This is a genomic window from Salinimicrobium sp. CAU 1759, from assembly GCF_054482715.1.
The window spans coordinates 2,119,847-2,134,733 of record NZ_JBTLRK010000001.1 but is presented as its reverse complement, the minus strand read 5'-3'; the positions used below and the strand labels follow the sequence as shown (position 1 = coordinate 2,134,733).

The 14,887-nt window shown below is 41.6% G+C and carries 10 protein-coding genes and 2 tRNA genes; 7 read left to right on the top strand and 5 right to left on the bottom strand.

Translation table 11 applies throughout. From position 1 onward, the window contains the following. Positions 1-21 precede the first annotated feature (21 nt). Positions 22-4,404 (bottom strand): translocation/assembly module TamB domain-containing protein, encoded by a 4,383-nt coding sequence (locus tag ACXYMT_RS09595; protein ID WP_459058855.1) that lies wholly within the window; start codon positions 4,402-4,404, stop codon positions 22-24. A 126-nt stretch (positions 4,405-4,530) separates the two neighbouring features. Here ACXYMT_RS09595 and tsaD point away from each other — a divergent pair, with 126 nt between their 5' ends. From tsaD to ACXYMT_RS09565, 6 genes are read left to right on the top strand one after another with little or no spacing between them, the layout of a single operon-like run. After that, the gene (gene tsaD, locus ACXYMT_RS09590; protein ID WP_459058854.1) at positions 4,531-5,553 is read left to right on the top strand and encodes a tRNA (adenosine(37)-N6)-threonylcarbamoyltransferase complex transferase subunit TsaD; all 1,023 of its coding nucleotides are present in this window, start codon (positions 4,531-4,533) and stop codon (positions 5,551-5,553) included. Between the two features lie 4 nt (positions 5,554-5,557). Further along, positions 5,558-6,268 carry a 16S rRNA (uracil(1498)-N(3))-methyltransferase gene (locus ACXYMT_RS09585; protein ID WP_459058853.1) on the top strand — a complete coding sequence of 237 codons (711 nt, stop codon included), beginning with the start codon at positions 5,558-5,560 and terminating at the stop codon, positions 6,266-6,268. 28 nt (positions 6,269-6,296) lie between these two features. Further along, a complete protein-coding gene (locus ACXYMT_RS09580) occupies positions 6,297-6,944 on the top strand; it encodes a DUF4159 domain-containing protein (protein ID WP_459058852.1) in 648 nt (215 codons plus the stop codon). After that, positions 6,944-7,456, top strand: a complete 513-nt coding sequence (locus ACXYMT_RS09575; protein ID WP_459058851.1) for a TrmH family RNA methyltransferase — start codon at positions 6,944-6,946, stop codon at positions 7,454-7,456. The genes ACXYMT_RS09580 and ACXYMT_RS09575 overlap by 1 nt, the downstream gene beginning before the upstream one ends. 19 nt (positions 7,457-7,475) lie before the next feature. Beyond that, positions 7,476-8,564, top strand: coding sequence for an AI-2E family transporter (locus ACXYMT_RS09570; RefSeq protein WP_459058850.1), 1,089 nt, complete (start codon positions 7,476-7,478; stop codon positions 8,562-8,564). Further along, a complete protein-coding gene (locus tag ACXYMT_RS09565) occupies positions 8,565-9,740 on the top strand; it encodes a THUMP-like domain-containing protein (protein WP_459058849.1) in 1,176 nt (391 codons plus the stop codon). It begins immediately after the preceding gene. A gap of 7 nt (positions 9,741-9,747) precedes the next feature. On the opposite strand, the gene ACXYMT_RS09560 is transcribed toward ACXYMT_RS09565, so the two are convergent. The 3 genes from ACXYMT_RS09560 to ACXYMT_RS09550 all read right to left on the bottom strand — a co-directional run bounded on the left by ACXYMT_RS09560 (position 9,748) and on the right by ACXYMT_RS09550 (position 11,479). Continuing rightward, a complete protein-coding gene (locus tag ACXYMT_RS09560) occupies positions 9,748-10,572 on the bottom strand; it encodes a glycosyltransferase family 2 protein (protein ID WP_459058848.1) in 825 nt (274 codons plus the stop codon). Positions 10,573-11,226: 654 nt separating this feature from the next. Next, positions 11,227-11,301 (bottom strand) — tRNA-Pro (locus tag ACXYMT_RS09555). A 93-nt stretch (positions 11,302-11,394) separates the two neighbouring features. Further along, positions 11,395-11,479: transfer RNA gene (locus ACXYMT_RS09550), tRNA-Ser, on the bottom strand. A gap of 283 nt (positions 11,480-11,762) precedes the next feature. Here ACXYMT_RS09550 and ACXYMT_RS09545 point away from each other — a divergent pair. After that, a complete protein-coding gene (locus ACXYMT_RS09545; protein WP_459058847.1) occupies positions 11,763-13,409 on the top strand; it encodes an ABC1 kinase family protein in 1,647 nt (548 codons plus the stop codon). A 77-nt stretch (positions 13,410-13,486) separates the two neighbouring features. Here ACXYMT_RS09545 and ACXYMT_RS09540 read toward each other — a convergent pair whose 3' ends face one another. Further along, positions 13,487-14,836: a capsule assembly Wzi family protein gene (locus tag ACXYMT_RS09540; RefSeq protein ID WP_459058846.1), complete on the bottom strand. Its 1,350-nt coding sequence runs from the start codon at positions 14,834-14,836 to the stop codon at positions 13,487-13,489. Positions 14,837-14,887: the final 51 nt, after the last annotated feature.

Sequence of the window (14,887 nt, the reverse complement as noted above, 5' to 3'; positions counted from 1 at the left end):
ACATTTTTGGAACCTCTTAAATTAAAATTCATCTGCTCCCGGAAATCTTATATAAGCCGGCGCCAGGCTTTTCTTTTGCTCCCCCTGCTCTTTTTCATCATCCTCCCGAATGGCGGCAGTTGTAACTTCCTTATCAACGATCTTGCGCAACAGCTCTTTGAAGGTGTCAAAATCCACCTGGTAAGACAATCCTACCCCCTGAGTAAAGCCAAGCTCCTCACCAAGGTATTGGATGTTATTTTCCCTGTTGAAGATCTTTGCACGAAGATTTCCTTCTTCGTTAAGTAAAAATTCGATCTCGAGGTTTCCTACAATAACAGTCTCGGTAACACCACCCACCGGCACCCCGACCTGACCATTGATCAAAACCCTTTCACTTATCTGGGTCGAAAGAGTAACCCCAAACCTGTCGGCCATTGACTGTTCCGGTGTTCTTGAGCCCTGTTCGTAGTTAAGACCGACTTCGAAAACCCCTCCATCATCACCAATCAAGCTGCTAAACAAACCTGAAGATGCACTCTGGAATACGCCACCAATTATAGCGCTACTTGCATTTCCTCCAAGTACATCGGGAGTATAGAATTGCCCTAGTGCAAGCAGTGAAAATGCCTGAGCTTCACTATTTCCACTTGTTTCGATCTTATATTCAAGTTCAGATCTTACCGCCGAAGCCACATTGGGGTATTCGATATCAAAAGAAATATCAGGTTGCACAAGTTCACCTTCCAGGTTGATCACCACATCTACAGGTATTCTCCGGCTAATTCCCGGATTATCCAGGATCACAGCAGGGTTGGCATGAGCTTCATAAATAGCACTCATGTTGAGATCAGCAAGGGCCGGGTTTCCATTCCAGTTAATGGTTCCCCCCGGCCGCACTTCAAATCGCTTTTGAAGAGCTCCGTAGTTAAAGATATATTCTCCGGTATTTGCAATAAAGTCTCCCCACATATTGAATTTTCCGAGGGTATTGATCTCGATCAGCAAAGTCCCTGCTCCCCTTCCACGCAGAATACTGCCGTCAATATCAAGCTCTACAAGAGCATCATTGGTTACATCAAGATCAAAGTTAAGCTCCAATCCTTTTACTTCCTGAAACTCCAGTTCCTCTCCGGCCAGTCTCGCAGCTTTTTCCTCCGGGCTCAAAAAGTGAATAAAGGAATTGTCACCGATACTCTCTGAATCATTAATAGGGATTTTGAATACTGTTCCCCTGCGGGTAGTTCCTATTACATCAATGACCAATTCTGAAGTGGGACCATAGATCGAAGCGTTGCCACCAATGAAGCCGGTACCATAATAAAGAGCTTCTTCATCATATTCTGTATCGAGTACAAGTAGCCTGTCTGTGGAAATATTCAAACCCAGGACCCAATCGCTGAAATTGGTGTGTGAAATCGTGCCATCCAGCACCCCGGTAGTTTTAAATTTTGTATCAGTGATAGTTATCTCGTCAAAATTGAACTGTTGTCTTGTTAGGTTCACAACAGCGCCTTCTTCAAAAGCATAGTCAACATCCAGGTAAGGAATAGATAAACCTGCCCGATTCAAAAATAGACGCCCGTTAATATCCGGATTTCGGTAATCTCCGGTAACATCGGCCTCCCCGGAAACCAACCCCCGAATATTATTCAAAACATCCCGCCCCAGTGGGCTAAATGCCGACATATCAAAATTCTTTAGTTCAACCTCCAGGTCGATCTCGGGAGTTTCGCCATCCACAACAATTTCCCCAATAGCCGATAAAGATTCGAGACCGGCATTGCGAAGAGAGGTATTGACATTGTACAGGCTCAGGTCCCGGTTACCCATCACGTCAAGGTTGAGCACTCCAAGCAGTTGATCATTGATCGTCAAATCCCGCACGGTAAGAGAAGTGTTCGGATAATAGGCGCCATCCTCCTGCAATAGATTCAAAGAGCCATTGACCAAACCTCCCATCTCCAGGCTATTGATCTCCGGAGTGATCTTATATAGATCTACGTTTTCAAACTCCATTTGAAAATCCTTATATGTCGAATCTCTCATTTGGCCTGCCAGGCGTATTTCTTCATTTTCATGACTTAACACCAGGGAGTCGACTCTTATGTTGTTCATTCCATTTGAAAAAATGACTCTATTGGACCTGTTTCCTTCTTCGTTAAGATGCCATACACTTTCCTTGAACTTAATATCTGAACGTTGTAAGCCCACCACAGAATTATTGTTTTCATTTATGGTGTGGTACATGTTAAGATTGAAAACGTCATTGCTTTTAGGCCCACCCCTAAATTCTGAACGGATAAAGAGCGTATCATTAAGGGTAACATTAATAAGGTTGAAATCTTTGATGTTGTAGAAATTAGTCGCTACGCTATCAATTTCAATAAAGGTGTTAAAAAGGGGATTGGAGTTATCTACCTGAATGTTAACCTTTTCGAACAGGTTATCGAAAGCTTTTATTTCAGGTGATCGAAAAGCAAGGCGGAATTCAGATTCATCAGATTCTACGCTTCCGCGGATAAAAGTATTGGGAGCGAGAGTGATCTCGGGGTAAAAAACTTCTACGATCTTATTGTAGATATCAAAGTCAAAATTAAGATATTGATTGGTGGTGATCTTATTAGGGCGATAATTGGTATAGAGACTACCAACTGCATTCTCCACAAGGGCGGGCACTTCTGTAATATCAAATATTCCTTCTATTGTACCGCTTATAACATCGGGCGAATTCACCTGAATTGTCCTTACCGGTCCATCAAAGGAAGAGGTAATTTCCAGGTCCTTGAACATATAAGAGTCATTCTCGTTCTTATACGAGGTATTTAGCAGGTAAATCTCTCCTTCAAAATTGTTGAGATTCGTTCCTTCCATGTTCATAATAATATCACCCTGGAATATGGCTAAACTATCTCTTTTTACGAGGTTCATTGCAGCCAGATTCGCATGAGCAACAGAAGCTTCAAAATCATAAACATTTGTACCTGCCGAAAAATCGGCAAGTCCATTAAATTCCATTTCAAGATTGGGGTCCAGAGAAACAACATTTCCATTAAATAATGGAGCCTTTAATGTTCCACGCACCTTTAGGTTATTATATGCATATCCACGATAAACAAATCTCGAAATAACTCCCTGCACCTGAGTATTAAGTGTTTCAGTAGTAAAACCCCGTCCGTCAAAAGTGATATTAAAAGAGGTAGTTCCCAGGGCTTGTAAATTTGCGAGTCGGCCTACATTAAAGTTTTTCACTTGAAGACGTCCCTTATAGGAAGTAAGATCTGTTTCACCAAAACCTTTTAAATCAAGATCCACATTTGCAGTCCCTAGTTGCGAGAACAGGAGAGCTTTAGTGGAAAGAGAATTTTCAGAAACATAGATATTGCCTTCCATTCGTACATTTCCAAATTCCTTAAGCTCTGCAGGTAATTTCTCCCGAAGCAGACCCGGTAAAAGATTCACCAGGTCATAATAATTAGTAGAAAGTTCACTAAGACTACCTTCAAGCGAAAACTCCTCCTCTTCTGTAGACAAAGAGTTGCGTATTTGAAGTTCACCGGCCAAACGAGTCCGGTCAAGACCCGTCATTTCCAGATCTGACAGGTGAAAATCATTTAATATTCCGTCTAGCCTGGTTGAGAACCTTATTTCCTGATCATTACCGAATTTATCATAAAAAGGCTGCAGGTCACTTGTAGAAATGGTGGATGGCCGGAAAACAGCCTTTACAGGAACTTTATTGATGAATCCCGCAAAACCGTTGGTGATATCAAATCTCACATCTGCATCTATCCTGGAATGTGGTGTCTCCACCTCAAGATCTTCCAAAGCCATTTCTTCGGAAGTATAACTGAAGGCTGTACTCAAATGATCTACCTGAATTCCCCTTTTTTCAAAACCAGACAACCTTTCAACCTCGACGTACACATCAGATCCGTCAACAAGAAGCTCACTTGCCAGAATATTGAGATCATCAAGGGAAATAACTTCGGGATAATTGAGGTTATAATTCGTGTAGCTATACCTTCCATTAATGACTTCTAACCGGGAAATAGCAAGAAGAAAAGGAGTAGATTCCTTTTTTGTTTGGCTCTTAAGTTTGTTAAGGAAGATATTCAGGTTATCACGCTCTTCTCCTTCATAAACCTTCATATCCATGTAAAGCTCTTTTGCTGTTGTAGCTCCAAGGGTAGGATTGTTGTTGTAAATGCTTCTAAGACTGGTGGCAGAAGTTCTTACGTTTTCTGAATAAATAAGTGTATCCTGATGGTGGTCCAGGATAAGAACATCCTGTAACTTTAATTTACCACTGTAGGTAAGGCCAACCCGCCCTATTCTTATATCTACATCCTTGGTTTCTTTGAGGTTATCGGTTATCTTCTTTGCAACAAAGGTTTGGACAGAGGGTATAGAAAATACGATCAACAAAATGATGAAAAGCAGCAGCAGGGCGAGCAGCGTTTTACCCAGTATTTTCCAGAATTTTCTGATAGATTTTTTAGTTATAACTTTGCGAACAATATTAACAATTTTCGGGCCTAAATACTAAGGATGGCAGCACAAAATATTTACATACTAGGCATTGAATCATCCTGTGATGACACGGCCGCAGCCGTACTACATAATGGAAAAATCCTCTCCAATGTAATTGCCACCCAGGAGGTACATAAAAAATATGGCGGAGTGGTTCCCGAACTGGCTTCCAGAGCCCATCAACAGAACATAGTTCCGGTGATCCATGAGGCGCTTTCCAGAGCCGGAATTCAAAAGGAAGATCTCTCGGCCATTGCTTTTACCCGTGGCCCGGGATTAATGGGATCTCTACTGGTGGGAACCTCCTTTGCAAAATCCTTGTCCTTAGGCTTGAACATTCCGTTACTCGATGTGAACCACATGCAGGCTCATATCCTGGCTCATTTTATTGAGGAGGAAGAATTTCAAAAACCTGAATTCCCTTTCCTGGCTCTTACCATTAGCGGTGGACATACACAGATCGTAAGGGTGGATGACCACTTTAAAATGGAAGTTATAGGTGAAACTTTGGATGATGCTGTTGGAGAAGCTTTTGACAAAAGTGCAAAAATACTCGGGTTGCCCTATCCCGGCGGACCTTTGGTTGATAAATATGCCCAAACCGGAAATCCAAAAGCATTTCCTTTTCCCAAACCTAAAGTGGATGGGCTCAACTTTAGTTTTAGCGGACTTAAAACTTCCATCCTCTATTTTGTTCAGAAGCAATTAAAGGAAAATCCGAAGTTCATTGAGGAGAATATAGAAGATATCTGTGCGTCCATTCAGCATACCATCATTGGAATTTTAATGGATAAACTGAAAAAGGCCGTGAAGCAAACGGGGATTAGACAGATAGCCATTGGTGGCGGAGTTTCAGCAAACAGCGGAATAAGACGGACACTTAAGGAAGCTGAAGCCAGGTACCAATGGAAGACCTTTATTCCTAAATTCGAGTACACCACAGATAATGCAGCAATGATCGCTATTGCAGGTCACTACAAATACCTTTCAGAAGATTTTGCAAATATGGGGATCACCGCAAAAGCCCGATATAAATTCTAGATCCATGCAGTTATTCTTTCAACCTTCAGTTTCCGAAAATGACAAAGAAGTTCGCTTTTCCAGGGACGAGAGCAAACATATTGTAAAGGTTCTGCGGAAGCGGGAAGGCGATGTGCTTCAGCTTACCAACGGAAAGGGATGGATCTTTGAAACTGAGATCACCCTCGCTGGACCAAATAATTGCAGCGCCAGAATATTATCGGCTGAAAAAGAGCCTCCAGCACCCTACCACCTCCACCTCGCGGTTGCGCCTACAAAAATGAACGATCGATATGAGTGGTTTCTTGAAAAAGCAACAGAGATCGGGATTCAGGAGATCACCCCAGTAATTTGTGACCACAGCGAGCGAAAAGTGGTAAAAAATGAGCGATTTCAACGGGTGATCCAAAGTGCTTTAAAGCAATCACTGCATACACGAGTGCCAATCCTCCATGAACCGGTGGGTTTTTTGGAATTCTTGAAACAAAATCATCCGGAAGCGAAATTTATTGCCCATTGTGAGGAAGCAAAGCCAAGAAAACTACTTTCTAAAGTATTCAAAAAGGGCATTTCGGCCACCATTTTAATTGGACCCGAAGGCGACTTTTCTCCACAGGAGGTAGAGCAGGCAGTAGCAGCGGGATGGCAACCGGTAAGTCTTGGAAACAGCAGGTTAAGGACAGAAACCGCTGCGATAGTAGCCTGCCATACAGCCGCGTTAGTAAATGAAGAATAGTAAGCTTTCTTTTTGCTATTTTAGAGACATGAAGAAATTACTCATTGTATTATTTCTGGTTCTTTCTACTTCCGGATTGCTGAAGGCTCAGGAGGTGGCAATTCTCAAATATGGCGGTGGAGGTGACTGGTACAGCAACCCCACTGCCCTACCGAATCTTATAAAATTCTGCAATCAAAATATTCAGACCTCAATAGAATCAAGTCCGGCGACTGTGGAACCCGGCAGCACAGATATATTTCAATATCCTTTTGTGCATATGACTGGCCATGGAAATGTCTACTTCAGCGAAGAAGAGGCTGCCAACCTTAGAAATTATTTGTTGGCTGGCGGCTTTCTTCATATTGACGATAATTACGGGATGAACGAGTTCGTCCGCCGCGAATTAAAAAAGGTTTTTCCCGATAAGGAATTAGAGGAACTCCCTTCCTCCCACCCTATTTTTTCGGCAGCTTTTAATTTCCCGAATGGGTTGCCCAAGATCCATGAACATGACGGACTAAAGCCTCAGGCTTTTGGCATTTTTGAAAATGATCGTCTCTTGTGCCTGTTCACCTATGAGAGTGATCTCGGCGACGGCTGGGAAGACCCGCAGGTGCACAACGATCCTGAAGATGTAAGGCGTAAGGCACTGCAAATGGGTGCCAATATTCTCAAATATGCTTTTTCCAACTAATGCAGAAAACCCACTCTACCACTAATTTTTCAAAGAAAAAATTTCCCTTGATCCTGGTTATGGACGGGGTTTCGGGACCCGCGAATATCGGGAGCCTCTTCCGGCTGTCTGATGCCTTTAATATTGAGAAGCTTGTTTTTTGTGGTACTTCTGTAGATATTCAAAGCAATAGACTGAGGAGAACTGCCAGAGCAACAGTCAAAAATGTCATTTTTGAGGAGCATGAAAGTTCCGAAGCAGTATGCAGAGATCTGAAAGATTCGGGATATAAGATTTTTGCTCTAGAGATCACTTTGAATAGTAAGCCCATGCAGGATTTGGACTTTTCAGAAGTAGAAAAAATGGCCCTGGTGCTTGGGAACGAAAGAACGGGTATTCAGAACAATATCTTAAAACTGGCCGATAACTTCTTGCACATCAATATGTTTGGAGAAAATAGCAGCATGAATGTCACTCATGCGGCAGCAATAGCCTTATTTGAAATTACTAAAAGCCTGCAGCCAGTTCGCTGAGAAATAATATATTTACTTCGTGAACGAAAAAGAACTTTCCTACGGAATACTTCGGGCTATAGCCATAATACTCGGAGTGGCATTTCTTCTTTATTTCCTGTACCTCATACAGTCGGTACTTATTTACATTGCCATTGCGGGGGTAATTTCCCTTGTTGGCAGGCCGGTAGTCATATTCCTGAAAAATCATTTAAAGGTCCCCAATAAGGTCGCGGTAGTCATCGTACTGCTCCTCGTGGTGTGTAGTTTCATTGGCCTTATCACCATTTTCATACCTATTGTTGTCGAACAGAGCAAGAACCTTGGCCAGATAGATATGGACGCCTTTACCCGCGACCTTAATGAACTAAATAACCAGATCAACAATTATCTTGGAGTTGAAGAAATTGATATTATTGAAGGTATCAAGCAAACGGAGTTTGTGAGGAATTTCGATCTTACGACAATTCCACGTTACCTGAATAATTTCTTCGGAATTCTGGGCGCCGGGATCATTGCAGTTTTTTCAGTGATCTTTATAGCCTTCTTCTTCCTGAAGGACAGCAAACTTATGTTGAACAGTATCCTTGTTTTCGCCAATAAAGGACATGAAGACAAATTTCAGAGGGTTTTCAATAAGATCAAGGTGCTTCTTTCGAGATATTTTGTGGGGCTAACCATGCAGATCACTGTGCTATTTATTTTATACAGCATCCTTTTGTCTTTATTTGAGATTGACAACCCTATAGCCATAGCATTTATTTGTGCATTTTTGAACATCGTGCCCTATCTGGGTCCCATTATTGCCGGAATTCTCGTCTCACTATTCGTGATCTCCAGCAACTTGGGAGCCGATTTCCAAACCATTATTCTTCCGCAGCTCATTTACGTGATGTCGGGCTATTTGATCTGCCAATTGATCGATAATTTTATTAATCAGCCACTCATATTTGGAGCCAGCGTGCGATCTCATCCTCTGGAGATCTTTCTGGTAATCCTTATTGCAGGTCTCACCTCGGGAATCATGGGGATGGTAGTTGCTGTTCCTTTTTACACAGCAGTAAAAGTGATTGCGAAGGAATCTTTAAGTGAATACAAGATCGTAAAACGACTTACACGAGATCTCTAGATGAACAGGCGGCTTCTAAATAAAGAGGTGCAGGATTTTGTTGAGAAGCATTATAAAGAAGAGGTGTCAAAAATGGCATTTCAGGGGAGTCCTTTTGAGGAGATCTCTACCCGGGAATTACTGGTGCAGCTCGCCGGAAAAAAAAAGGCTGAAAAGAAACTTCCCACCTGGTTCAAGACCCGCGGAATAGTTTATCCTCCAAATATCAACCTGGAACAGACTTCTTCTGAAATTACAGCAGAATATAAAGCTTCTTTGATCACCGGAGAGAATATGGCCGATCTTACCGGCGGTTTTGGGATCGATTCCTTCTATTTTGCTCAAAAAGTGCAAATACTTAAGCACTTTGAACTGAATGAAGAATTGCAGGAAATAGCTCAACACAACTTTGAGATCTTAGGTGCCAAAAATGTCATTTCTGAAGCTGGAGATGGTATGGAATATCTTCGGAATTCATCTGAAGAATTTGAGTGGGTCTACCTGGATCCTTCCCGTAGAGATGAGCTGGGCGGTAGGGTATTTTTCCTTTCCAATTGTTTACCGAATGTTCCTGAAAATCTTGAATTACTCCAGAGTAAGTCAAAAAACCTCTTAGTAAAGACATCCCCTCTTTTAGACTTACAGGCCGGATTAAGAGAGTTGAAAAACGTCAACGAGATCCATGTTATTGCGGTTGATAATGATGTTAAAGAATTGCTGTGGATAATTAAAAAAGAAGCTTCCGAAGGGATCAGGATGAAGACTGTGAATTTTCAGAAAGAGGAAAAGCAGGTGTTTCAAAGCCTCTTTGGAAAAGATATACCTGAAGAGTACAGCGAACCACTTGAGTATCTCTACGAGCCTAATGCTGCAATCATGAAAAGTGGATTATTTGCTAATTTAGGAAGAGAATTTGAGCTTAAAAAGCTACATCCCAACACGCAGCTTTACACTTCGGAAATATTAAAAAGCTTTCCCGGTAGACGGTTCAGGATCAAAAAAGTTCTCCCCTTTAAAAAGAAGCAGCTTAGAAAGGATCTTGATCTTAAAAAAGCTAATCTTACCACCCGAAACTTCTCTGAGTCTGTAGAAAATCTTCGGAAAATCCTGAAGATCAAAGATGGCGGAGAGGACTTCTTGTTTTTCACCACATTAGTTTCCGGTGAAAAAGCAGTGCTTGTCTGTGAAAAATGCTGACCCTAGCTTATTCCATCGGAATCTCATTGCCCGAAAATGTCTTTTTTGGCACCTCTTTTTTTTTACCAGTTAACTTCCGCAAAAGGTTGCGAGGTGCAATGTAGAAAGCTGCAACAAATACAAAGTAAATATTCAAGACAGTGATCCTTGCGACGTCCTGCCAGGGTTTGAAATGAGAGACCCGTTCATTTGGATCGTACAGCACCTTGACCGGGAGATTTATCACTTTCACTCCTTTCCATGCTGCCTTTACGATCACCTCTATCTCCAGTTCAAATCTGGAAGTAAATAGATTCAGCGAATTAATGACCTCCAGAGGGTAAAGCCTGTAACCACATTGGGTGTCTTTAAGATCCACACCTGTCTCCACCCAAAACCAGAAACTGGAGAAACGGTTGCCAATACTGCTTTTTTCGGGAACAGTGGGATCATCCATTTTTCTCGAACCTATCACCAAAAGATCAGGATTTGTTGGCAGGTGAGATTCGAGAGCATCTAAAAATACTTGCAGATCATCGGGAAAATGCTGCCCGTCAGAATCCATGGAAATGGCATACTTATATCCCATTTTATAGGCCTCTCTAAAACCTGTTTTTAAGGCATTCCCTTTACCGGTATTGACCGGAATATTGATGATTGGAAGGGAATTAAAATCTTTTAGTATTTGTGCTGTATTGTCGGTCGAGCCATCATTCACCACAATAACATTACTGGTAAACTCAAGCACCTGGTCGATCACTCTTTTCAGTGTTACCTGATTGTTGTAAGTTGGAATCAGGACACAGCAGTGCAGCACGTCAAATCTTGACTGATATAATGGTGGATTAACCAAAAAGGAGTTTCTTATAAAGTTAGTAAATTCAGGATGAACTGGAATTATTTCAAGTGTCAAAAATGAGGAAATTCAGACATCTTTAAGTAAATAGTTTAAAGGAAAGAATCGCCTTCAGGAAATTAGTGTCTGGACTAACTTTTTTCGTTTATGAAGCTTGGCCTCTACTAACTTCTAATGGCTTAGATTTAATTCTGGATAGCCTTTCTTTGTCGGTGATCCTGTGGGGTGGAACTAAAACAAAGCCTGCAGGCTATCGCCTGCACGGGCTTTTTTTTGTTGTCCTTTCGGTGGGAACGAACTCAAAACACTTCGTAATTCTACCTTCTAAAATCTAACTTCAAGATTACCTCCCTTCGGTCGGTGATCTTGAAAGGGAGGAACTAAAACGAAGCCTGCAGGCTATCGCCTGCACGGGCTTTTGTGTTGTCCTTTCGGTTTGGGAACGAACTCAAAACACTTCGTACTTCTACCTTCTAAAATCTAACTTCAGGATTACCTCCCTTCGGTCGGTGATCCTGAAAGGGTGGAACTAAAACAAAGCCTGCAGGCTTGCGCCTGCCTGGTCTTTTTTGTTGGTCCTGCGGCTTGTGAGCGAGCTCCCGCCTGGGTCCAACAAAAAAGCCCTGCACTTTCGTGCAGGGCTTTGTTTTGTCGGGGTGGCAGGATTCGAACCTGCGGCCTCCTGCTCCCAAAGCAGGCGCGATAACCGGGCTACGCTACACCCCGAAATCAGCTGACGCTGATAACGTTCAAAATCAAATTTCAAATTCTAACTCAGCGAATCCTGAATTTTATATCTTGAATTTTGAATCTTTTTAGCGGAGAGTGTGAGATTCGAACTCACGCGACAATTGCTCGTCGACAGTTTAGCAAACTGCTCCATTAACCACTCTGGCAACTCTCCTCATTTTGTATATGAACTTGCAAATATTTTGCGGTTGCAAATGTATGTTATCAGATAGTATTCTGCAAACCTTTTTCTGCTTTTTTAAAGCTTTAAGATTAGGAGAATCTTAATTGATTTTCTCTCAATGGTTTGTATCGAACAAAATATTTTGCCACGAATAATTCAGGATCAATTATACGTTTTAATCGTTCAGGAGCTTCAACTTCAGTTAAAATATTTTAAAACCCGCCTTGAGCGATATATAATGTCCTATTTTTAATTGAAAGTTATAAAACCGATTATGTCCATCCTCCCCGAAAATCTAGCGAGATATCAGAAGTTTCTGAGTTTTATGCTTAAATACTGGAACAGCGATCTGCTCAATGAGACTGCGTCTAATGCCTTCGAAGAAGAAACTGCCCGCACGTTTAGTGATTATGAGCAATCCCCCGAAGAACTGGTCGAAGATCTTAAACAAATGGGTCCCACTTATGTCAAACTGGGACAGCTACTTTCCACCAGACCAGATCTCCTCCCCGACCGATATTTGAAAGCCCTGGCTTCTCTTCAGGATGATCTACCGACAATTTCCTATGAAGAAGTACGGGAAATTGTCGAAAGTGAAATTGGAAGTAAGATTTCCAAAGCTTTTAATTATTTTGAAGAAAAGCCTTTAGCAAGCGCTTCTATTGGTCAGGTGCATTTGGCAGAATTAAGATCAGGTAAAACCGTTGCTGTGAAGGTTCAGAGGCCGGGAATCAGGAAGAAATTCATGGAGGATTTAGATACCCTGGAGGAGATGGCAGGTTTAGCCGTTAAACATACAGAGGTCGGTAAAAAGTATGGATTCAGTGATGTCCTGGCAGAGCTAAGGCGCATCATGCTTCACGAGTTGGATTATCTTAGGGAAGCGAATAATCTTGTGACACTGGGAATTAATTTGAAGGAATACAGAAGGTTGATCGTTCCTCAACCCTTTCCGGATTATACCACTTCCAGGGTGCTGACAATGGAGTATGTGAAAGGGAAAAAAGTCACCAGCATCTCCCCTCTTAAGAAAACAGAAAATGACTATTCTGCTCTGGTAGATGAATTCATTGAAGCTTACCTTAAGCAGATAGTCTCTGATGGATTTGTACACGCTGACCCTCACCCGGGGAATGTGCATCTCCTGGAAAATGAAAAGATAGCACTTATTGATCTGGGGATGGTAGCCCAATTCTCAAAAAAAATGAAGGATTTTCTTCTGAGATTACTATTAGCATTAAGTAAGAACAATGGAGAAGAGATAGCTGATATACTCCTGAGAATGAGCAATAAAAGAGAAGGAAGTTCAGAGGAGGAATTCAGAAGGCAAATCAATATTATGGTCCAGGAAGGACAAAACAGTACTGCAAAAGACATGCAGACTGGAAAACTACTGATCCAGATGAACCGCAGCGCTGCAATGAACGGAATTCATCTTCCGGTAGAAGTGAATATACTGGGTAAGATCCTTCTGAACATGGACCAAATAATCGCATTTTTAGCACCTGAGTACGACCTGCGGGAAGCCGTTAAAAATTACATGAACAAGCTGCTTCAGAACAAAATGCTCAATGAGCTTAAACCGGAGGAGATCCTGTCCATTGTATTGGATTCTAAAAAATTAGTTGAAAATCTACCCGACCGAATTGATAAAATTACTGAGAGCCTGGCTAAGAATGAATTTCGTTTTGCAATAGACGCTATCGATGAAAAAAGGCTGACCGACGGTTTTCAAAAAGTTGCAAATCGTATTACTTTGGGGCTGATCATTGCTTCTATGATCATTGGCGCAGCCATGCTGATGAGCGTGCCTTCAGCATTTGCCATTTTTGGATATCCGGGACTGGCGATCATCTTTTTTATGCTGGCCGCAGTAGCAGGAATTTATTTGAGCTATACAATACTTTTTAAAGATGAGTAAAGAGACGGCAAGAGCCAGGACATAAGAACCAAGACTTTTTTTCTTGAGATAGCTTATTTAAAGTTCAATCCAGAGCTTTAGAAAAAGCTTTTATGAATCCGTAGGCCAAGTCCCACGTTAGATGAATCCTCCTTAAAATGAATATCAGCTCCAAACTGAAAGTTCACGTTAATAAATTCCTGCCAAACATTCACATCAAGATAAGTTGATACTATTTGTTCGACAGGTTGTGAGGTACCGCCTTTGGCTCCGTAATTAGCTCTGTAGCTGGCTAGCAACTTGTACGGGTAAGTATAGAAACCTAATCCGGTTAAACCGATGTGATGAGCCACAATGTTGTTATGTGCAACTCTAAACCTGTCTTCATCTAATTGAATAAAAGGAAGACCAATGATCCTGTTCTCATAGGTCCATCCGGATCGATATAAATGATTGTTGAAGTAATTATCTTTTCCGTCTGTAGTAGGATAGTTTTTACTTTGATTTCGGGTAAAATAATATTCATACATAAAGGCCTGCACCCATTTCTCCGGTTGTTGATCCCGTATGAAAATTCCATAGCGGCCATCGGGAGTGTTCCGTAATTTTATTCCGGAGAAATCTTCAAAAATAGTGTTATAGATAAGGGACACATCAAAGTGAGAGAAGGAAGTATTCAGCTGCACTTCGTATCCTCCAAGATGATTTCCCAGGCCGTTAATCTCCTGTTCACCAACAAAACCTTCTCCTCCTATTATACTACCTCCGGTAATCACTCTTAAATAATCTTCAAAACCAGCCGGTAATTCACCATATTCCTCAGATTTGCCTCCCCATTGCACATAATGATGTCCTCCGGCAATAAGTTCTACATTCCGAATCCCATTAAAGATAAAGTGAAAGCTTTTATGATGGATCCTGATGTTATTAATGTATCTTTCTTGCTCGTCTGAAAAGAATTCCTCCCATGAAGCTTTAAATCCTATTCCTGCACGTTTAAAAAACATGATAGGTTTTAAGTCAGCTCCAATTCCCGGAATTGGTCGGGAGTTAAGAGACCATAATACATTTTCGTTTGTGGCACTGAGTCCTTGAAACATTTCGGACTCTTGTTTTCTTCCTGCGAAAACCTTGATCCTACTGTTTTCGTAACTCACAAAATATTCGTCCAATTTTGCTTCACTGGAATATCCTTCATGATACAGAACTCCTAATCCGGCCTGGAGGATTCCTCCATATCGAAATTTGTAGGTGCCCGTACCTGTGATCCATGAACTGACATTGGTCTTTTCATCTATCCGGCCACGTTTATTGGAATGCACCCAGAACGGACTTTCCTCCCCGGAATATAAAATCCCTTGAGCAGTAGTTGAGACATTATACTTGATCTCCTGTGCATTTATAATTGAAACGAATAGAAAAAGAAAAAGGGGGAGCTTTTTAAACACGCTTAAAGTTTGATCGTAAAAGTAGTACTCTTCCAATAAAGCTCAATACAC